The organism is Cyclobacterium sediminis, from assembly GCF_054781075.1.
The window spans coordinates 16,608-37,824 of record NZ_BAAGVC010000007.1; the positions used below are offsets into that span (position 1 = coordinate 16,608).

At 40.5% G+C, this 21,217-nt stretch carries 14 protein-coding genes; 6 read left to right on the plus strand and 8 right to left on the minus strand.

Annotation, left to right across the window (positions count from 1 at the left end; genetic code table 11):
• Window positions 1-72: 72 nt before the first annotated feature.
• From ACYVHJ_RS08665 to ACYVHJ_RS08690, 6 genes are all read right to left on the minus strand, one after another.
• Window positions 73-273, minus strand: coding sequence for a hypothetical protein (locus ACYVHJ_RS08665; protein WP_460514130.1), 201 nt, complete (start codon window positions 271-273; stop codon window positions 73-75).
• Window positions 264-491, minus strand: coding sequence for a hypothetical protein (locus ACYVHJ_RS08670; RefSeq protein ID WP_460514131.1), 228 nt, complete (start codon window positions 489-491; stop codon window positions 264-266). The genes ACYVHJ_RS08665 and ACYVHJ_RS08670 overlap by 10 nt, the downstream gene beginning before the upstream one ends.
• 331 nt (window positions 492-822) lie before the next feature.
• Entirely contained in the window at window positions 823-2,196 is a 1,374-nt protein-coding gene (locus ACYVHJ_RS08675) for a RidA family protein (RefSeq protein ID WP_460514133.1), read from the minus strand.
• On the minus strand, window positions 2,169-4,478 hold the full coding sequence (locus ACYVHJ_RS08680; RefSeq protein WP_460514135.1) for an alpha/beta fold hydrolase: 2,310 nt from the start codon (window positions 4,476-4,478) through the stop codon (window positions 2,169-2,171). Before ACYVHJ_RS08680 ends, ACYVHJ_RS08675 begins: the two co-directional genes overlap by 28 nt.
• 7 nt (window positions 4,479-4,485) lie before the next feature.
• Window positions 4,486-6,264, minus strand: coding sequence for a RagB/SusD family nutrient uptake outer membrane protein (locus ACYVHJ_RS08685; RefSeq protein ID WP_460514137.1), 1,779 nt, complete (start codon window positions 6,262-6,264; stop codon window positions 4,486-4,488).
• A gap of 32 nt (window positions 6,265-6,296) precedes the next feature.
• A complete protein-coding gene (locus ACYVHJ_RS08690; protein ID WP_460514139.1) occupies window positions 6,297-9,482 on the minus strand; it encodes a SusC/RagA family TonB-linked outer membrane protein in 3,186 nt (1,061 codons plus the stop codon).
• 735 nt (window positions 9,483-10,217) lie between these two features.
• On the opposite strand from ACYVHJ_RS08690, the gene ACYVHJ_RS08695 reads away from it, so the two are divergent.
• Entirely contained in the window at window positions 10,218-12,086 is a 1,869-nt protein-coding gene (locus tag ACYVHJ_RS08695) for a DUF4139 domain-containing protein (RefSeq protein ID WP_460514140.1), read from the plus strand.
• Window positions 12,087-12,354: 268 nt separating this feature from the next.
• Here ACYVHJ_RS08695 and ACYVHJ_RS08700 read toward each other — a convergent pair whose 3' ends face one another.
• Window positions 12,355-14,637, minus strand: a complete 2,283-nt coding sequence (locus tag ACYVHJ_RS08700; protein ID WP_460514142.1) for a hypothetical protein — start codon at window positions 14,635-14,637, stop codon at window positions 12,355-12,357.
• A gap of 199 nt (window positions 14,638-14,836) precedes the next feature.
• Between ACYVHJ_RS08700 and ACYVHJ_RS08705 the strand changes: the two genes are divergently transcribed.
• The gene (locus ACYVHJ_RS08705; protein WP_460514144.1) at window positions 14,837-16,066 is read left to right on the plus strand and encodes a cation:proton antiporter domain-containing protein; all 1,230 of its coding nucleotides are present in this window, start codon (window positions 14,837-14,839) and stop codon (window positions 16,064-16,066) included.
• Window positions 16,067-16,200: 134 nt separating this feature from the next.
• Here ACYVHJ_RS08705 and ACYVHJ_RS08710 read toward each other — a convergent pair whose 3' ends face one another.
• Window positions 16,201-17,421 (minus strand): DSD1 family PLP-dependent enzyme, encoded by a 1,221-nt coding sequence (locus tag ACYVHJ_RS08710; protein WP_460514146.1) that lies wholly within the window; start codon window positions 17,419-17,421, stop codon window positions 16,201-16,203.
• Window positions 17,422-17,593: 172 nt separating this feature from the next.
• On the opposite strand from ACYVHJ_RS08710, the gene ACYVHJ_RS08715 reads away from it, so the two are divergent.
• The 4 genes from ACYVHJ_RS08715 (at window position 17,594) to ACYVHJ_RS08730 (ending at window position 21,188) form a co-directional block, all read left to right on the plus strand.
• A complete protein-coding gene (locus ACYVHJ_RS08715; RefSeq protein ID WP_339902603.1) occupies window positions 17,594-18,640 on the plus strand; it encodes a quinone oxidoreductase family protein in 1,047 nt (348 codons plus the stop codon).
• Window positions 18,641-18,812: 172 nt separating this feature from the next.
• A complete protein-coding gene (locus ACYVHJ_RS08720; RefSeq protein ID WP_460514148.1) occupies window positions 18,813-19,199 on the plus strand; it encodes a VOC family protein in 387 nt (128 codons plus the stop codon).
• A gap of 10 nt (window positions 19,200-19,209) precedes the next feature.
• Window positions 19,210-19,686, plus strand: coding sequence for a DUF4199 domain-containing protein (locus ACYVHJ_RS08725; RefSeq protein ID WP_460514150.1), 477 nt, complete (start codon window positions 19,210-19,212; stop codon window positions 19,684-19,686).
• Window positions 19,687-19,886: 200 nt separating this feature from the next.
• Complete coding sequence (locus ACYVHJ_RS08730) at window positions 19,887-21,188, plus strand: DUF2254 domain-containing protein (RefSeq protein ID WP_460514152.1); 1,302 nt, start codon at window positions 19,887-19,889, stop codon at window positions 21,186-21,188.
• Window positions 21,189-21,217: the final 29 nt, after the last annotated feature.

The following is a 21,217-nucleotide window of genomic DNA, read 5'->3' on the forward strand; positions in this document are numbered from 1 at the left end:
GCAACCGCTTTCGGCCTAGTAAAACTATTAATTTGGACAAGGTGAGCGTTTACAAATTACACATGGTTGCAGTTAGGAAAGTTGAAAACTTTCTGCATTGTGGTCTAAGTTACGCGCTGCTAAACTTAGACCAGACCTGAGCAATTCAAAAAAATCATTTGACTGCCTGACAAATTGCCGGACTTCCTTTTCTGAGAAATGGGTTTCCAAGTACTCAATAATTCTTGCAAAACCTGTTTGGGCACGCGTCGTCCATACGATTTCTAAAGCCATTTCTTATACTTCGCCATTACTTCCTGGTGGGGGATAACCTCACCTTTATCTGCTTGAGCAAGACCTATTTGAATCTCTTCCCGCTCTTCAGCACTAATCCGATCCCACCAATCCACTTCCTTTTTTTTCTTCAAAGCAATAAACTCATTGAGTACTTTGGCATCATTAAGTCCCGCGAGCCATTCTATCAACTGTAATTTCTCTGACTGAATATCCATAAAACTGCCTTTTATCAAATATACTATTTTTTCATATATTTTTCCTTCTATGTTTCTTCTGATTAAAGCCTAAACGATAGAGCCAACTTGGAAATATCACTCCGGAAGTTTTCAACTTGAGTAAAACAACTGATATATTTAGCCAATAAAAAAAAGCTTAAAATTCAATTTCCTATTCTCAATACCCAATTGCATTTCTATTGGATATTTGAGTGTAGATGCAATCTACACTCAGGCGAAGATTAAGAAAGTTGAAAACTTTCAGCATTGTGGTCTAAGTTACGCGCTGCTAAACTTAGACCAGACCCGGGGCTTGAAAAGCTTTGCCAAATCAGTCCGGCACCACTGCTACCATGTCCATATTTAAGTAAATGCCTTCTCGACCTGTCCCCTGAATCCGTATCAAGGAGGCAACCGGAGGTCTTTCAGGATTGTAAAATACTGTCCTTACTTTCATCAAACCTTCGCGACCTTTTTCATGGGAAGGATAGTAACTTGCTTTTACCAGGTGGTCGTAGCTTGATCCGGCTTTTTCAAGAATTCGCGACAAGGTTTCAAAAAGGTTTCTCGTTTTTTCTTCCTCATCTTTTCCTTCTGTCGCATACAAGCCGGAAGTAAACAATAGCCCTCCTGCTTTAATGTCTACTATCCTACTGTAGGTGGTAGCCTGAATCATCCATGGCGGAGCGTAATAACTGACAGCTTCTTTGTCATTGTAGTGCTCAGGAGCCGAAGCGACCAATTCTATTTCTGCCTTGTTTTCTTCTACCAACCATTCCACCATGACAATGGGTGGTACTTGCTGCCCCCTGAAAAAAGCAGCAATCACTTCTTTTACTGCTGCTGCATCTTCAATGGGATTGATAAATGCTTTAACCTGAACCACGTCACTGGCACTGGCGCCAAGATAAGCCAGGGTAGCAAAAAGATTTTGCATGGTTTTGTCACTGGCCTCTAAAAGGTCTTTGCCTGGTTCAGCCTGACCTGCAATAAATACTTTTCTGCCTGCCGGTAAGACAGCAACAGCCGCACGGTTGGTTTTTTCGTAAAGCCCTTTGCTAAAAGGAAGATTCACGCCCCTGGATGTTACTGAAGTAATTGGCGCAACAGCAATCCCATCCATACTCACTAAAACCTGCTCCCGAGCTTGATTAGCAACTATCAGGGTGATGGCCGGAAACGCTCCTTCAGGTAATAATTCTTTAATAAACTCACGAACAGGTTTGGAATGTTCTTCTTTCTGAAGGTAAACATTTAACCTTAACAACTTACTTAAATCGGTATCCGCAGCTTGCAAAGCACGTTCTAAATTGTTCATAACCTGAGTTACCTGTACTTTGAGGTCATTGGGCGCTGATAGATTTCCATTGTCATCCAATGGAAAAACTTGATCCGTAAAGGCCAATGGGACATCTTCCGCTACCGTAGCCATTGAAGTACCGGTATCCACATTCGGTTCTATATAGTTTATGTCAGAGCTTTTGCTCTGAAATTGTCCCATACTTTCTAATGCAAAGCCTAAAAATAGCATCAAAAAAACAATTGGATAAGGTGGTCTGAGCCCTTTTTTCCAATTGGCTTCTACAACAGAAAGGTTTGCCTTTCTCCCATTAATGAACCTCTTTGAAATTGTCATGATCAAATTGTATTTTTTTCTCAAACTTAAGCGCTCTTCATTTAATTTGCCACTTGTTGCTCCAGCCATTTAATCATTGCCTGTTTTTGGGCATTAGTAAAATGGTTAAAAGCATGGGGACTTTGCCATTCCAGCTTATCCTTTACTCCCATTTTTTGGTACAACTGCTGAAGCCCTTCCATGGTATGACTTACATTTTCATGGTCTGCATGCCTGTCCAATTCCGGGGTAATGACCATTAATGGTCGTGGGGCAATATTGGCTAGCATTTCTGGAAAATCTACTGGAATCCTGCTTTCTTCTCCATCAAAGAATCCCAAACGAGGAATTAGCCCATACAAATGAGAATAGGCTTTTAATCCCTCCACATCTCCGGAAGCATTTCTTAAGGGGGTAAAAGCACTGGACAAAACAACTCCTGCTATCTTTGTCTCCAGAGCAGCGGTGATCAAGCCTACTGTTCCTCCCAAAGCATAGCCTCCCATAAAAATCTTTTCGCTATCGATAAAGTCCATACTTTCCAATGCATCTACGGCTGCTCTGGCATCGGTGACCATTTTGCCCATTTTTGACCAATGGGGATATCTTTGGTAAAACAAAGTACCTTCTTCTATCCTGGCTCCGTAACCGATCATATCGTAAGTCAAAACGGCTATCCCTTTGGCCAACAACCCATCAATTAAGCCGTTTAATTCAGCATCATAGCCTGTATTGGTGTATTTGTGTAAAAATATAAGCACGGGCATTTTCCCATTGGGGCCCGTTTTCCTTTCTCCGGCTCCATTCGTAGGGAAATAAAGCGATCCATACAAATAATCTCCCATGGCATTATAAGGAGCAATGTTGAGCTTTTTCCCATTTTTCACGCTAGGTCGAGGCATAAAACTGCTGACATAATCCTCTTTTCGACTTAAGTTCTCAATGTCATTGGCAGGTAAGCCTGCAGGTTCATCACCCAACAGCCAAATGAGGTCTACTTTTATTTTTTCCTGAGTCTTTTCCAAACCGGATACATTGGCCGGAATATTTTGACCTGGTTGTTTAGGAAACTTGATAAGCTCAATGGATTCCCCACTTTCTCTCTTCCACTTTTCAAAGCTATAATTGTAAAAAAGCTGATTCTCCCAAGGTAGGTTCTTCCTTCCGAATTGTATGTCCAACCAATCCATATAAGCCTCTATATCTCTTTCTGCTACTGCGTGTTGCCCATCTCTCAGGCGTATGCCTAACTTTTCAGGTACACCTAGAAAGTCATAAACCTTGGTCAGTGAAGTATAAATCTGCTCAATGGCCCAAGGATCACCTCCTCCACCTTCTCGAATGGAGGAGCTTAACATTAAGGCATTGGGAGCAATCAAAGCCATTAAGGAATTTTGATCGATGGGCATTGTATGCTCTCTTCCGGAATAAAACCTAAGGCGGGGATGCAGCCAATGTGTCCTTCGGGAAACCAGGTAATCTATGGATTCATTGGAGTGCCTTTCATCGGTATAGCGGTAAGGAAATTCACCGCCTGTTCCTCCACTGCTGGTAATGGTAGCCGTAATACGCTCATCAAACGCAGCTGCAAACAGAGATTGTTTTCCATTTCTGGAGTGACCGGTTATGGCTATTTTGGATTTGTCAACCTTACCTAATGTATACAAATAATCCACCGCCCTATGGGCACCCCAGGCTCTTGCCATTAAAGTAGACCAATCGTATTCAGGATAGAGTTCCAAGTATTCTCTGGTATCGTCTTTCGCATCTGCCCCAGCATAAATCAAGCCCATATAACCTCTCCTTACGGCTATCTGTGCCCATCCTCGGTGGTTCCATTGCGTCATAAATACAGGAAATGGCCCATCGCCCGGCGGAGTAAACAACTCCAATGTCAATTTGGCCTTATGGCCTTCCCCAAACCGAAGTTCAATCATCTGAATTCTGACTCCATTTTCTGTCCTTTCAGACAAGATCTCAGCTTCCAAATTGGTAGGAGGATTAGGGAAAGTCCCTGAAAGTATGTGTTTCACCTGCTCTTTAAAATACTCCCGCTGGGATTCCCATTGGGCCATGGTGGTAATTTTCTCGTTTTCTTTGCCCTCTCCAATGATCAGTGGATCAGGCAGAAAAGGAATGGAGGGTATTACCCCGTAATTAGGGGGTAATTCTCCGGTTCTTTCTATCCAATCTTCCCAGGTAAGGTCATGAAAACTAACAAAGCTATCATGACTAGAAGGTTTCTCCTGTAAAAGAATCAACTCCTTCAGGTATTCCTCACGGATCGCTTTGTCTTCTTGCGCATTTGCTATAAACTGGCATAGGCATAGCATTATGAAAATAAAGCCGATTGAATATTTTTCTTTTTCCATTGTTTACTTATTCTATGGTATCATCAATTGTTTCTAGCGGTGGAATATTGTTTTCAGCTCCATCATATCCAATGTTTTGATTGATCGTCCCAAGGGTATTGGCCGTAATCACACTTTGAGGAATGGGCCAAAGCACATGATAAGGGTCGATGGCAGCGGTATTTCCAAACCACTGAAATTTGGGTTCCTGATAGTGGAAATTGAGGCGAATAACTCTGTCATGATACCAATTCTTACCACTGAACCCATCCAAGGTATATCCATTTTTATTTGATTTGGCCATGATATAGGAAGCTCTCACCATTTCGGTATGTCTTGGTTCTTCAGTATATAATTCGCGTGCCCTTTCATCAAAGATGTAATCGATGCTTACCTCTTCTGCTGATATCAAGGGTGCTTTTGCCCTTCCTCTTACCCTATTGATATCATCGGCTGCTGCTCCCAAATTGCCTTTCCAGAAATGTGCTTCAGCACGAAGCAAATAAGTCTCAGCCAATCTGAAAACATAGAAATCACCCTGACCACCCACAGGAAGTCTATTGTTAGGGGTTGGTACATAAGTCTTGTAATGCGGCCAAGGGAACCAGGTATCAGTAGTGTCCACCAAACTTCCGTATAAGGCTTTGGTTAGGGGTTGTCCGAGTTGGGGAGAACCGTCCCTGCAATTGAGGATTTCTGCAATTTCATCACCCATTTCTATCCAGTTATTGGCTGATCTTCTCAAGTCTGGTGTTTCATCCCATGCATGATCGGCGTCTTCCCATATCTTATAATGCCAATAATCATTGGTACGCACATCTCCATTGCCAATTCCCAATGTGTCTCCTACGGGAGTGCTCCAGTTACAGGCTCTATTTCCGGTGCCATCCAAAATCTTCCACCAAGAAGGGGAATACCACCGCATAGTATAGGTACCTGGAGACCATGTACCTGGAGGAGCATCTGGCCGATCAACGGTGGAATAAATGGTTTCTGTGTTCTGGGAATTATTAACATTTTGGAAACGGTGCAGATCCCATAATACATTTTTGCTGTCATTGCCGGCATCAATTCCGAAACGCTCATTCATTAATTCATAAGGTCCACTAATCACCTCAGTTGAAGCGGCAATGGCTTGGTCAAAATCCAGGTTAGCGAGACTTACTTTGGCCAATAAATGGTTGGCAGCACCTTTTGTAACATCACCTAGATTCGCAGCTTCTACAGGAAGCCATTCTGTGGCTTGCTCCAGATCTCCTTGAATTTTATCTAGGATCACCCACCTGCTATGTGTTTGGAAATCAAGTTTGGCACCAGATAATTCTACTCCAATCCACGGCACATCCCCATAGGAATGGACCAAGCGATAATACCAGTAAGCCCTGTGCCAATATGCTTCTCCCAGCAATCTGTTCCTTACCTGCGGGTCTTCCCACTTCACTTCATCAATTCTGGTGATCAATACATTGGCATTTTTAATGAATTCATAAACGTTTTCAAAATAGCTAAGAAAAGGAAAAAAGGCACTATTACTAGGAGTATTTCTCGTAAAATCTGCCTGAACCAATGGAATAGCTAATTCAGAAGTAGCATGTTCCATGGACAAAGGATGGCGGTTTCCGGTAGATTCATATTGTAAATTCTTCCGAAGTGTCACTAGGATGGCTTCAAATCCAGCTTCATTAACATACACATTTTCTGGTGCTAAGAATGACAGCGGATCAGGCTCCAACCACTCCTCTGAACAGGAGAAGAACATCAAAAGCATTAACCCTGATAGAAAGGGTTTGATTAATATATTTTTCATGATTAGTTCATTTAGTCATTTAGAATAGGGCATTAAAGGGATAAACTTATACCTGTGGTGAAAATTCTAGGCATAGGTGAAGAGCCGGATTCTGGATCCCAATGTGGCCATTTTGTAAAAGTGGCCAGGTTACGGACAGATCCAAATACTCTTAAATTGTTAAGTTTGATCCGTTGTGTCAAATGAGGTGGAAAGGAATAAGCCAGAGATAAATCTTGAATTCTAACAAAAGACCTGGACTTATATATCATTAATCCTCCACCATAACCACTGGTGCTCACGTCCAATCTCGCATAATCATTTATTGGATTTTCAGGTGTCCAATAAGGAACTGGTCCTACGTTCCTACTTCTCCTGTCATTCGATTCAAATCCAGCATTTAGAGCTGGCGAATATGCTCCTATGTGACCCAAATCTGCCCTGATAAAAACGGAGGCTGTGAAGTTTTTCAAAAAGGTAAAATCATTTTTAAAACCAAAACGATACCTTGGCCTTTCATAGCCAATAAACTGCTTGTCCACAAGCTCATTGTAAACCCCATTGTTATCAACATCCACTGCTTTAAAATCTCCAACCCTCATTCCATAAACTCCAGCTTCATCCGCTTCATTTTCTTGCCAAACGCCCAACAGTTCATAATCCCATACCACATCTATGGCTCGTCCAGGAAACCATTGGTTGGAGTAATCAGGGACCTCTCCCGTTTGCGTCTGGCCCAATAAGGTATACTCTCCAATATCGCCAAACAGGTTTTTGATTTTGTTTCGGTTTAGTGAGAATACCAAACTGGACCTCCATGTAAGATTTCTGTCACTGTAATTAACCGAATTGATGGTGGTTTCAAATCCCCTATTCTCAAGCTCCCCCAAATTGGAGGTAACATCATTAAAACCAGTGATACTAGGTAAGATTCGGTTCATTAAAAGATCCGTAGTAGTCATGTCATAATAGTCAAAAGACATGTCTATTCTATCTTCTAAAACACCCACATCCAAGCCTAAGTTGATGGATTCCGTCTTTTCCCATCTCAAACCAGCATTGGAAAGTGAGGAATTATAAACTCCCACCCTTTGTTTGGTTCCATCATACCATAAATTGGAACCTAATCTGGCAAGGGAAGCATACATCCCAATATCACGGTTTCCGTTAACTCCCCACGATAATCTCAGTTTCATCCTGTTGATGAGTTCAGAATCGAAAAATTCTTCATCTCCTAATTGCCATGAGAAGGCTAAAGCAGGAAAAGTAGCCCTTGGGTTTTGAAGACCAAATGCAGAATAACCATCCCTTCTCACAGAAGCCGTCAATAGGTACTTTTCATTCAGCGTATAATTGACTCTTGCCATCATAGCATCTCCAGTACTTCTATAATCATAGTTAGAGAGGGCCGGATTATTTCCAAACTGTAAAGCGTTATACCCCAATTCTTCAGTTGGGAAAAAATTGATATTACTATTGTCTGAAGACCATCTTTTAGTTTCCTCTGAATTGTACAATAGGGTAGCATCTATAGAATGAATACCTATTTGTTTGTTCCATTTCAAAAGGTTGTCCACCATCCATTCATAATGAGAATATTCCCTCCTGGTACCTTGACTTAAATCCTCAGAAGGACTTCCGCCAAAGCGTATATCTGTAGAAACAAATCTCAAATCTTTCATTGTTTCGTATCTCGGCTGGAAGGAAACAGAGTAAGTAATACCAAAAGGTAAAGCTACTTTTGCATATAAAATTGAAAAAAGGCTATTGACCTTTCTAAGCTTACTGGTCCTGTAATTGTCAATTAGAGGATGGAATGTGTGTCCATGAGGCAATCTTTCCAAATTACCATTTTCATCAAACTCCCGACCAAAAGGGCTGTTGGAATAAAAACCCATACTCCCAAGTACCCCACTTTCATCACGGTCAGAAAATTGCGTATTCAATCCCACATTTAACCAGTCTGTCACGTCAAAATCTAAGTTTAATTTGGATCGAATTGATGAAAATTCATCACCTACTCTTACCCCTTCATTATCGGTATATCCTATAGACCAATAATAATTGAACCCATCTGCTCCTCCTCCAATACTTAAATCATGCGTCTGCCTAACGCCCTTGCGCATGACCACATCATACCAATCCGTTGTATTTCCGGACAAATAATTTTCTTGTTCTATCGGAAATAGACGCAATCTTGACATGTATTCTTGGGTATTGTCAGTCAATGGATTGTCACCGAAATTTCTCCAATCCTCCACACTGACATCGGCAGGTAGCTCATCGGGGTTGGTATAAAAATGATAGGGAGTATTGGGGAAAACAGTTCGGAAAAAGTCGGTCCTAAACTGAATGTATTCATCAGGCCCCAATGGCTTTCTGGCCGTTGCAGGCTCTGATACCCCTATCCTTGTTGAATAATTTATCGTGGGTTTTCCTGATTCCCCCCTTTTTGTAGTGATCAAAATTACCCCTGAAGCTGCTTTAGAGCCAAAAACCGCAGCCGAACTTGCATCTTTCAAAATATCCATGGATTCTATGTCATGGGGATTGATGTCCTGGATGCTGCCCTTATAGATCACACCATCCAACACGATTAATGGCTCCGTTCCGGCATTCAGTGAAGTGGGCCCTCTTACTTCCAGCGAGCTTCCTCCTGATGCTGAAGTTGATTGGTTGGCATTAAACCCGGCAACGGTTCCTGTCAACATATCTGTCAACTGCGTCATTGTTTGATTTTGAAAAGCATCTGCATTGATTCTTTCCACCGAACCGGTAAGGTCACGCTTCTTAACCGTACCATAACCGACCACCACAACTTCATCCAGTTCCGCTGCATTTGACGCCAAATTGACCAGAATTTCATTTTGATTTCCAACGGTAACTTCCTTACTGATGTAGCCTATAAAGGAGACAACTAAAACTGTTTCAGAATTAGGAACATTTAAGCTGAATTTGCCATCTATATCAGAAACTGTACCTGTAGTAGACCCTTTAATAATTATACTTGCCCCTGGTAATGTTTCGCCATTGTTGGCATCCAGAACAGTACCTGAAACTGTCAGGTTTTGATTGGCTTGAAATGCCTTAACCGACACGGCTGTAGATAAACTCAGCAGCAGACAAATAAATAGAAAGCGCTTTCCTATGGAAAAGATGGAGGCCCAAGCCATCCAACTGGAACCCTTTGTTTCTCTAGACACCGATAAAGCATCCATTAATAGTAAATGGTTTTTCATTAGAAATTGGATAAGATTTAAATAAAAGATCAATGCTATGATTAATAAATACCTGGCACCTCTTCATCCCTATAGGAAATGCTGGCATTGTAATTATGCTCAATATTGAATAAGGTTAATCCAATTTGGTCGAGATAATTTATATAAAACCACAAAATTTTTGGGAAGTGGTTTTTTTACAGTTTAACCGAAATATTTAACAATTATCTCTATTGGAAAATTTCGGGTACGCAACCGGAATATAATAATTATATTATATATAACAACACATTATTACCATAAAATAAAATCTACCTATGTTCAATTACAAAAGGAATTTGACTGAACATATAATTGCTTTCCAAGACAAAACATACACCTTATGCTCGATCAAACTGAATATTAATAAGTTACTATCCTCCTATTAGCCAATGATTCCATTAATCATTATTTATATTGACCATTTAAGAAAATCCGTGTCTAGACCTAAATCATTGAAGCTTCCATCCACTGATTCCCCCTAAGGTCGGATTATTTAAGGATTCGAATTGGAAAAGTCTTGTTGAATTTTTGGTAAGGTGACCAAATCTAGACCAGAGCAGCGTTAAGTACATAAAGTCCAAGCTTTAGGTTTTTGGCTTGATTTGTGACTTTTACTTCTATCGCCTCGTATAGGAAAAGTAGGTGGGCGTAAAAAAGTAATTTTTCAAGAAGTTCATTTACGCTGAAAGTATAAAACGAATCAACCCATTATTTATGAAAGCTTTGCCAATTCTTTTGTTCTTCCTTATTTATAATCATTCATTCGCTCAAGAAATCCCTGAGAAAGAAGTCCAAACAAAGGTCGCGGAAGCCACCGTCTTTTTAAAAGGGGCACAGGTACTTCGCAAGGAAAAAATTAACTTGCCAAAAGGGGAATCCATTGTCAAATTCACCAACCTCTCCCCTTTTATAGCTCCCAAAAGCATACAGCTAAAAGCCGGTGGTGAGTTGACTGTATTGGGCATAAATCACCAACAAAACTTTCTGAATCAATCAGAAAAATCTGCCTCCCTCCTTAAACTGGAAAAAGCCCTTGAACAGGTCAATGAAAAAATTGAACTGGAAAACACCTATATGTCCATCGCCCAAGAGGAAATCACCTTTCTCCAGACCAATCGACTCATAGGAGGTAAAAATGAAACCCTTAATGTAGCCACGCTTAAACAAGCTGCTGAATATTATGGCAATCAACTCACTGCCCTTAAACTGCAAACCATAGAAAGGAACAGTACGATTAAGAAATTACTTGAAGAGAAAAACAACCTTCAGAATCAAATCAATTCCTTGTCCGGGGAGAAAGAATTTCCTACAGGAGAAGTTTTGGTGAGGGTAGATGCTAAAGTGCCCGGTAGCTTTTCTTTCGATTTGTCCTACCTCGTGGAAAATGCAGGATGGTTTCCTTCTTATGACATCCGAGCGAAAGATATTAATAGTCCGGTAAGCTTACATTATAAGGCCAATCTCAGACAGGACACCAAAGTAGATTGGGAGAATGTGAAACTTACCTTTTCTTCTGCAGAACCAAGTGTTTCAGGCGTAGCTCCGGAATTACGTCCTTATCTACTCAATTACAACACAGTCCCACCACGTTATTCGCAAGCAACAGGATCTGTGACTGGAAAGGTGGTGGACGCTGAAGGTATGGGGCTTCCCGGTGTGACCATTGTGGTCACCGGAACCACCATTGGTACCACTTCAGATTTTGGGGGTAATTACAGCATCACCTTGCCTAACCGGGCCAGCCAGTTAACTTATTCCTTTATTGGGTATGTTCCGCAAACCCTGCCAATTACCGCAGATGTAATGAATGTAGTAATGAGAGAGGATCAGGTTGCACTGAATGAGGTAGCCGTTACTGCTTATGGAATTAGTAAACGGATGAAAGGTATGGCTGAAAGGCAAGAGGTAAAATTTGACACTGATGAAGCTCAAGCCTTGCAAAGTCAACCCATTCCAATGGCACAAGTTGAAAACCAAACGGCCGTTTCCTTTGAAATTAACACCCCCTATTCCATAAAATCTGACAGTAAAAATTATACTGTAGACATGGTCACTTATGAATTGCCCGCTTCTTATCAATACTTTGCTGTTCCCAAAGTCAATCATACGGCTTACCTGATTGCCGGTATAAGCAACTGGGAACAATACCAACTATTGGAAGGAGAAGCCAATGTCTTTTTTGAACAAACCTTTGTAGGTAAAAGCCTGCTTGATATACGCTACGCTTCCGATACCCTGGAAATCTCTCTTGGAAGAGACAAAATGGTGACTGTAAAGAGAGAAAAAGAAATGGATTTTACAGAAAAATCTTTCTTAGGAAACAAAAAAACAGCAAGTAGGATGTGGAAAACCACCATCAAAAACAATAAGAGCCTGCCTATTTCAATGGTTGTTTTAGATCAGGTGCCAGTTGCTACCTTGGAAGAAATAGAAGTAACGGTACAAAGTCTTTCCGGGGGGAAACATGATACTAAAACCGGTGAAATCAAATGGGATTTCGAATTGGCTCCCTCAGCTTCCAAGACGCTGGATTTGAAATATGAGGTCAAGTATCCCAGAAATAAGGATCTTGTCATTGAATAATTTCAACTTGATACATTCAACTTTTTAATAGAACCTTCGGGTTTAGGTGGATTATAGAACTTATTTTCTCCGTTCATTTTTTCGCCTGATCCACTTCGATATCCAGAACAGACCCTGAGTGAATTGCAAATCACTCAGGGCTCCTCAGGGCAAGTCTACGTTGAAAGCAAAGTAAAAAATCAAGGTGGTCAAATCTGAAATAGTAGTTGGTAACTTCACTGCCATTGTTGATAAATACCGTTAATGCTAAATGGGTTTTTCAAATAGCTTATTTATCAAGTTCGTCGATCAAAAATTGACAGTTAATTACTTTCTCCAATAAATCTTGGGGTACATAATAATACTGGTTGGAGGCCTCAAATCCTATTCTGGAATCTTTACTTGCCACTTCAAGCAAGGCTATCGCCGTTTGTTTTTCTTGCTCCAAAATTTCTACCACCTGATCTCTTAGTACTGTGTCGGTTTTTTGGCTTTCAAGCCAAATGTCTCTCGCCATAATAAAGCGACCTTGTTGGCCAACCGATTGAAAATGAAGATAGGCAGCTTTGGCCAGGTTAAGGTCTTCTTCCAATAGTTTTTTTGATGCCTCCTCTTCTGTAACTTCAATGGCTCCTTCCAGAAATTGAAGCCCTCTTTTCCATTGATGGGCCATTTTTTCAAATTGGGAGATCAGGATTTCAGGGGGATAGGGCCCGGACCAGCCTTTCAAATCATCATAAGGAAAACCAACCATTGTTGCCCGGTAACCTGTGGGTTTCAGGAACAGTAAATTGGATGGTCCATATTGTTGAGGAGCAGAATAAACCACTCGAATATCATAGGGATATTCTTTAAAAGCTGTACTGAAGGTAGTCCAGGCATTTCGGACATAGGGTACAGCGGTTCTTCCGTATCTTTCAAGAGCCAGTGCGTTTAGCACTTCTTCCTCTGTTGCATCCGGATTATCGGAGAATTTTTTCGCTACTTCTAGGTTGGGCGATGGATAGGATCCTAAAGTCCAGCTTAACATGACACCATCTATATCCATTTGTGCCAAATTTGCTGCATGTTCAGCCACCAAATCCATGACAGGTATCCATGGGATGGCAGACAACTCCCAGGTATTGTTAAATTGTACTTTGGCAACTGTTTTTAGCAAATTCTTTTTTGCCCCACTCCAATGTGATTTGGCCCTAGGTCCCGGCCCTACAGCAGATATGGAATATTCTCCTACGGTATTGGTTATCCCTCCTCTTTCAATAGGCTTGGCCCATTCACTTACAGACATCAACCATACATCTTCGGGCAATTTATCGATCACTTCTCTTGCCATGCCATGTCCATTCCATCCCCAGTCCCAAGCAATAACTTTTGCTTCAGGATTGGCAGCATGTACCCCATTGGCAATGGTACGGTTAACTTCTGCTATAATGTCTTCATAAGGTCGCTTACTGCATCGAGGACACTGGTCCTTCCCTCCATGCGAAGCACAGTTGGTAAGGTTTTCTGAAGCAGTGATAGTAAAAACACCTCCCAATTCCGGAACTTGGGTAAAAACATGGGTAAGCGATTTTTCCATCCAATTTCTTACTTGCTCGTCACTTGTACACATGGTAGCAAAACCATCTTTTTTTATTCCGGCCATTTCGGGACGGTGATCAAAAAATGCCAGGGGCTGTGCCCGAGGTTCGTTCATATAGAGATAAATATCTATACCGAATTTTTTGGCCCTCCGAGCTATTTTTTGCAAATTCTTTAAGCGAATTTCACTGTCTTCTCCAAATTCCGGGAACATCTCCCCCTGAGGCGCAAGTTGGCTGAGTACTACATGCATCCACACTCCATTAACACCCTTTTGGGCTAGTTTTTGCAATAGACCATTGGGAAAGGGATCATTTTCTTCGTCCATCAAAGGGTCACCAAAAATTCCAAAATAGGAATAAATAAAACGTAACTGATCCTTTTGCAAAGAGTCCGTGTCAATAAAAACTTCTTCCTCATCAAAGGTTTTGAGTGCCTCAATAAATTCAAAAAGCTCTTCTGATTCTATTGTATTATTTTTTTCAATGATCGGTTGGATAAGTTCTTTAATGGCCATTGCTTTTTTTACCTCCTCAGCTGTAGGATTTGTAAATCTAAGCTCCGGACATGCCGGTTTGAGGTTCCCAAATTTATGGAATAGAAAGTCATCTTCTTTCAGTGCAAATTCAAGTCTTTCCTGATCCATGTCCATCAAGGTAAGCAATTGGTCATAAGGCAATAAATGCCAATTTCTTCGCAAAAGGCTTATATAAATTTGATCTTGGAATTTCTCGGGTAGCAACTTTTGGTTTCCTAAGCCCATAAGCTCCGCAAGCTTAAGAATGTCCGCCGGCTTACAGCGTATGGTTTCTGCCATTTTCTCGGGGCTCACCAGGTTCCAATTTCTCCACACGAAGGCAAAGCTCCTGTTGGGAAAATGGTCAAATGTCAAAGCTGGTGGATGAGTGCCTATGGGCAAGGAATTTTGGGCAAAAACCGGATATTGAAATAGTACGCAAACAGAAAAGAATACTGCGAATATAAGTTTCATAAGTCGGTTAGGAAGGTAATTTATTGTTTTTAAAGAACCACTTGTAATTAATAAAAAATTAAGCTTTAATAAAAGCTAAACTTTTAACTTGACAGACTTTATCGTAAATTTATGCTTAACATGCATTAAATGAATGAGGAATAGAGGGGTTTGAATAAATTTAACAGGTAAAAACCCCCTAAACCTAAACCACCTATCTATGACCCTACCCATAATTATTGTGCTTTGTGCTTTAATGCTCTTTGCATATTTTTTTGATATCACCTCAGCAAGAACAAAAATCCCGCCAGTGATTTTGTTATTTGCTATGGGCTGGGCAGCCAACCAAGCCGCTGGCTTCTTAGATTTGGATATTCCGGATCTAACAACCGTACTGCCTTTTCTTGGCACCATCGGTTTGGTGCTAATCGTATTGGAAGGGGCCTTAGAGCTGGATTTTGATACATCAAAGCTGTCTTTTGTAGGAAAAACAGTTTTAGTTGCTATTATTCCTGTTATCGTTATCAGTCTTGGCTTGGCTTATGCCATACAGTATTTCTCTGATGTAGCGTTTAAAACTGCATTACTTAACGCTATTCCATTTGCTATTATAAGTAGCGCCATTGCCATACCTTCCGTACAAAACTTAAGAGCGGTAAACCGCGAATTTGTAACGTATGAAAGCAGTGTTTCTGATATTTTTGGGGTACTCCTTTTTAATTTTTTACTCGAAAAAAAAATCATGAATGCCAAAACCCTAGGTCTATTTTTTGGGGAGATAGTCATGATTTTAATCGTTACTTTTTTTGCTACAATTATGCTGGCTTTTTTGCTAAGCCGTATCAAACATCCGGTAAAATTTGCTCCAATTATTTTAATGATTGTATTGATCTTTGCGGTCTCGGAGCTTTACCATTTACCCGCATTAATATTTATACTTCTTTTTGGCTTGTTTATAGGCAACCTCAACCAGCTCAAGCAAAGCGTTTTCGTGAAAAAACTGCACACAAAAAGTTTCAAAAAAGAAATTAAAAAGTTTAAAGAGCTCACCATGGAGCTTACCTTCTTGATTCGTACTTTATTCTTTCTTGTGTTTGGATTCTTGATTGAAACCAATGAACTAATCAATACCGAAACCTTAATATGGTCTGTCTCTATCACTGCAGGTATTTTCTTGTTGAGGGCATTAATTTTAAAAATATTTAAAATTAACCTTTTGCCTTTGATGTTTATTTCTCCAAGAGGTTTGGTAACTATTCTATTGTATTTGAGTGTACCGCTAACCATGTCCATTCCTATAATCAATGACTCACTGATCATACAGGTAATCATATTTACCTCGCTTGCCATGATGTTGGGCATGTTAACCTCAAAACCAAAAGGCAAAGTGGAAGATGTAAGTAAGCCAAAAGAGGTAGAACCTCAAAGCCAAAAGCTGAGCAATGGCTAAATGGTAGGCTTTGACCCATAGAAAATTTTCAATCGTTATTGTGGCGTGACTTGTACTTTTGCCTATTGGGTTAAATACAAGCCAGCCCTTAATTAAACGACTCTATACTATAAGGCAAAAGTCCTTCTAACAAATTACCGAGATTGACCCCTTCCTAAAATAGGTAAAATGCTTGCTACCTTCCCTTTGCGTATACCATAAATACGATCGTATAAATTCACAACAGGATCACAGTGAGGGACAATAACATCCAAAATATCTCCGGTTTTATACGTTTTATTGGAGCTTTCGAAGGTTACCGTTCCGTATTCATCCGAACCGGCATTATAATTAAAACCCGTTTCACCAACCACTATGCCGCTGGGCTTATTAATGGTTAAAGCTTTGGCCCCGGAATCAGTTATTAGCCTGTTGGGATGATTGGTATTGATCACAGTGGCCAGGACTGTAAGTGCCGGGTCAAAATCATCGTACAAACTTTCATTGCGCTCACTCCCAATGGCCATGTATTGTGTATCCATAAACAAATAACTGCCTACCTGAACATCGGTAAAACCAGAGACCTCCCCCATCATATTGTATGTGCCTGTTCCTGCACCGCTAAAAATTTCCATATTCAAACCGGATTTTTTCATCATGGCATAGGTTTCTGATACAGGACCAAAAGTTTGAATGGTTCTTTCTTTCCTCTTTTTGAACCCCTTTACATGCTGTGCCCCACCATCATAAGCCAAAATCCCCTTAAAAGTTAAATTAGGTAATTGGTCAACCAATTGGGCCAACTCAAGCGCCGGCAAACCGGTGGGTACCCCTGATCTCCGAATTACATCCAGGTCAACCACCACATCAGCGATAACTCCAGCCTCCTTCGCAGCATCCTGTAAATCCCGGGCATTTTGCTTATTGTCTACAGCCTGAATAAATCCTTTATGCGCTTTACGCAATTCCATGGCCTTCCTGATTTTGCCAGTACTGATGTTCACCCCTGTCATCAGTACCTGTGAAATACCATTTTTCAGCATTACCTGCGATTCTGCCAATTTGGCTGTACAAACACCCACCGCTCCGGCTTCCATTTGAAGTTTTGCAAGGGCAGGACATTTGTGTGTTTTGGTATGTGGCCTTACGCCAATACCTGTACCCTCGAGATGCTTATGCACCTTTTTGAGGTTTTCTTCCATAATGTCCAAATCCAGGCACAAGGATGGGGTTTCCAGCTCCCATTTAGAAAGGCCAATTTCATCTTCTTTTCCGGGTCTATATGGGTTGGAAAATGCTTTCCCCGACAATAAGGCGGCAGATCCTGCCATGCCTGTATATTGTAAAAATTTTCTACGGTTAAAATTATTTTTCATTTGTTAGTGGTTTTTGTAAAGGTTAAAAATATTCAATAAAGTTTATTTATCAACAGTTTTTTCTCTATTGTCCAATAGAAAAATTTGCAACCCATCATAATCCTTTCTTAATAGTGAAGGACTATTTCTACTTCCTACAATTTCCTTCAATTCAAGAAAACATTGTATATTGATGTTAACAAGTTTTCTAAGTGAAATGAGACAGGCAACAATTATTGAATACGGACCTGCAAACAAGGCATTCCAAATTCAAGAAGCCCCTTCTCCTATACCTCAGGAACATGAGGTACAAATTGAGGTCGAAGGCTTTGGTTTGAACTATGCTGATGTGATGGCGAGAAACGGTTTGTACAAAGAAGCACCTAACCTACCTTTTGTACCCGGGTATGAAGTTGTAGGTAAGGTGAAAAGAGTTGGTGCCCTAGTACCTGTACCATTGCAAGGAAAGCGAGTGGTGGCATTTACTCGCTTTGGTGGATATGCATCCGAGGCCCTGGCAGACTACAAAGCTTTAGGGGTGATTTCGGATGAAATTTCAGGTGGAGAAGCCTGTGCACTGGCCACACAGTATTGCACGGCATACTATATGAGCCATTACTTCCAACAAGTGCGAAAAGGGGAAATTGCCTTGGTTCATGCTTGTGCGGGAGGAGTAGGTACCGCGCTTACCCAGCTGTGTCAATTAAAGGGGGTAAAAGTAATTGGTTTATGCAGTTCTAAGGAAAAAATGGAGTACCTGAGAACTTTAAAGGTAGATTATCCCATCAATTATAAGGAGACAGATTATATGGATTGGATTATCAAAAATTTTGGCGATAGAGCCGTAGATCATGTATTCAATGCCGTAGCCGGAAAAAGTTTTAAAAAAGATTTAAAACTACTGACTTATGGAGGCAAACTCTTTTGTTTTGGTGGTGCCGCCAGAAGTGGCCAAAAGGATTACCTGATCAATGACCTTTCTTTTTTATTAAAAACCGGTTTTATAAGCCCTCTTTTCATGATGATGAAGGCACAAGCAGTTATCGGGGTTAATATGTTGCGTTTTGCAGACCATAAGGTGGAAGTAATCGGCACATGCTTAAAAGAACTTATCGAGCTGTATGAAAATAAAAAAATAGCACCAATAGTAGGTGGAAAATATGCTATAGAAAATTTAGCTGAGGCCCATGCTTCTCTGGAATCAGGTAAAAGTATGGGTAAAATATATGTGCATTGGTAAGAGCTCTCCGACCACCGGTAGCTTAAAAGCGCTTATCATTTATTTAACATGCTCAGTGGAAGCTAATGGCCGCTTTTATAGTCTCTAAAATTTAGAATTCATGAAAAAAAGTCAATGTCTTCGAACCAAAGAAAGTAATTTAGATAACAATCTTTAAACAAATAAACAAACTATGAACTCAAAAGTAAATCCCGTAAACTGGTTTGAAATCTATGTCGAGGATATGGATCGGGCAAAGAAATTTTATAGTCAAGTATTAGACCAAACCTTGGAAGACATGACTGTACCAGAAGGAGCCGGAGACTTAAGAATGGTGGGCTTCCCCTATGTAGATGGAGGAATCAATGCATCCGGTGCATTGGTAAAATCAAGTGAGATGAGGCCCGGAACCGGAGGTACACTGATCTATTTTTCGTGTGAAGACTGTGCAGTGGAGCAAGGCAGGATAGAAGCCGCAGGTGGTCAAGTAATTCAGCCTAAATTTCAAATTGGTGAACATGGCTATTGTGCAATAGCTATGGATACCGAAGGAAATACCTTTGGGTTGTATTCAATGTAAAAAATAAACAATGAAAAAGTATCTCATTGAAATCAAGTGGGGTTTAATCTTTGCCTTTATGGGCTTGATTTGGATGTTTATCGAACGCTCTGTAGGCTTGCATGATACCTACATTGCCCACCATGCGACATATACCAATTTTATTGCCATCCCGGCAATTATCATCTATGTATTAGGCTTATTGGAAAAAAGAAAGGTTTACTATGCAGGCAGAATGACCTATTGGCAGGGAGTCAAAACAGGTTTGTTGATAACACTGGTAGTCACTATCCTCACCCCACTTACCCAATGGATTACCCTCTCTATCATCACGCCTGACTATTTCGAAAATGTCATTGCCTATGCAGTAGATTCAGGTAAAATGACCCCACAAGAGGCCAATGATTACTTTAATTTTAGAAGTTATATGATTCAAAGTATATTGGGTGCACCAATTATGGGGATCATTACCTCAGGAATGGTGGCTGCTTTTACCGTTAAGAAATAAAAAACGAGGAGGTCTTGTCCACTTTATTTTTAAGAATTAAAGCGGATATTTAGCACAGGAGTCTAATTTCAAGCCTTGTAAGGATGAGCTAAATCTACATTACCGGGAAATTAATTGTTCTGTGGCCCCCATACAATCTATTTTTGTAGGATATTGAGGCTTATTTGGTAACTTGGGTTTAGTCACTTACATGGTTAATTATGAAGAAATTGCTTTTCTGGTGGTCTAAGCTCAAGTCAACATTTTGGTTTGTGCCTGTATGGATTATAATTTTAGGCATAGCTCTTCCCTTTTGGCTTGTTTATTTGGACAGCATACAGGCAATTGAGCCAAAGGGCTCATGGAAGTATTTATTTCCCGGCAGCCCGGATGCGGCCAAAAATATTCTTAGCACCATTGCCGGCGCCATGATTGGGGTAGCAGGCACTGTATTTTCAATAACCTTGGTGGCCCTTACACTGGCAAGTAATCAATTTGGTCCCAGGTTGATCAAAAATTTCATGTATGACCGAATCAACCAAACAGTTTTAGGGACATACGTTTCTTTATTTATTTACTGTTTGATTGTATTAAATACGGTTAAGGATACGGAAGAATTGGAGTTTATACCGATTATTTCGGTCTTTTTTGCCTTGGTGATGACCCTGGCAAATATTGTTTTATTGATTGTTTTTATCCACCATGTGGCCAATAGCATACAGGCAGATAATATCATTGGTAAAATCTCCAAAAACCTTTCTCAAAACTTAAAAACGCTATTTCCGGAAGAAATAGGACAAGCTGCCGACTCCAATTTTGATCTGGAAAAAATTAGATCCAACTACTCCTATAACCTTCCCTTAAAAAGCAATAAAGAAGGCTATTTGCAGTATGTGGATGGGGAGCGCCTGATGGAAGAGGTCATGGAAAAGGACCTCTACTTAGAACTTCACTTTCGGCCAGGGGATTACGTTTTTCCCGGAAAGGAAATAGGAAAGCTTTATTCCTATAGTAAGCTATCGGATGAGGAGATAAAACCAATCCAAAACAACTTCCTAACCGGAAGAACCCGAACTTCTGAACAGGATGCAGAACATGCCATTCATCAAATGGTGGAAATAGCTGCCAGAGCCCTCTCTCCGGGCGTAAATGATCCTTATACCGCCATTGCTTGTATAGATAATTTAAGCAATACCATTGCTTACCTTACCACAGTAAAATTTCCCTCCCCTTATCGACTTGGAAAGAACAATAGGTTGAGGATTTATGCCAATGCACTGACCTTTGAAGGAATGATGGGTGCTGCCTTCAACGCCATCCGACAATATGCCAAAGGAAATCCACCTGTAATTATCCATTTGATGGCAGCCATGGCCACCCTTTCTGATTTTACGCCAGACAAAAAACAGAAACAAATAATAAATAAACACGCAAAAATGATCCTGAATTTGGCCAAAATTTCCATTGAAGAGGAATCAGACCTTCAGGATTTACAGAAAAGATTTGATGCCATCCATCAATAGTTCTTAAATAACTAAAGTTGAAGATGAGG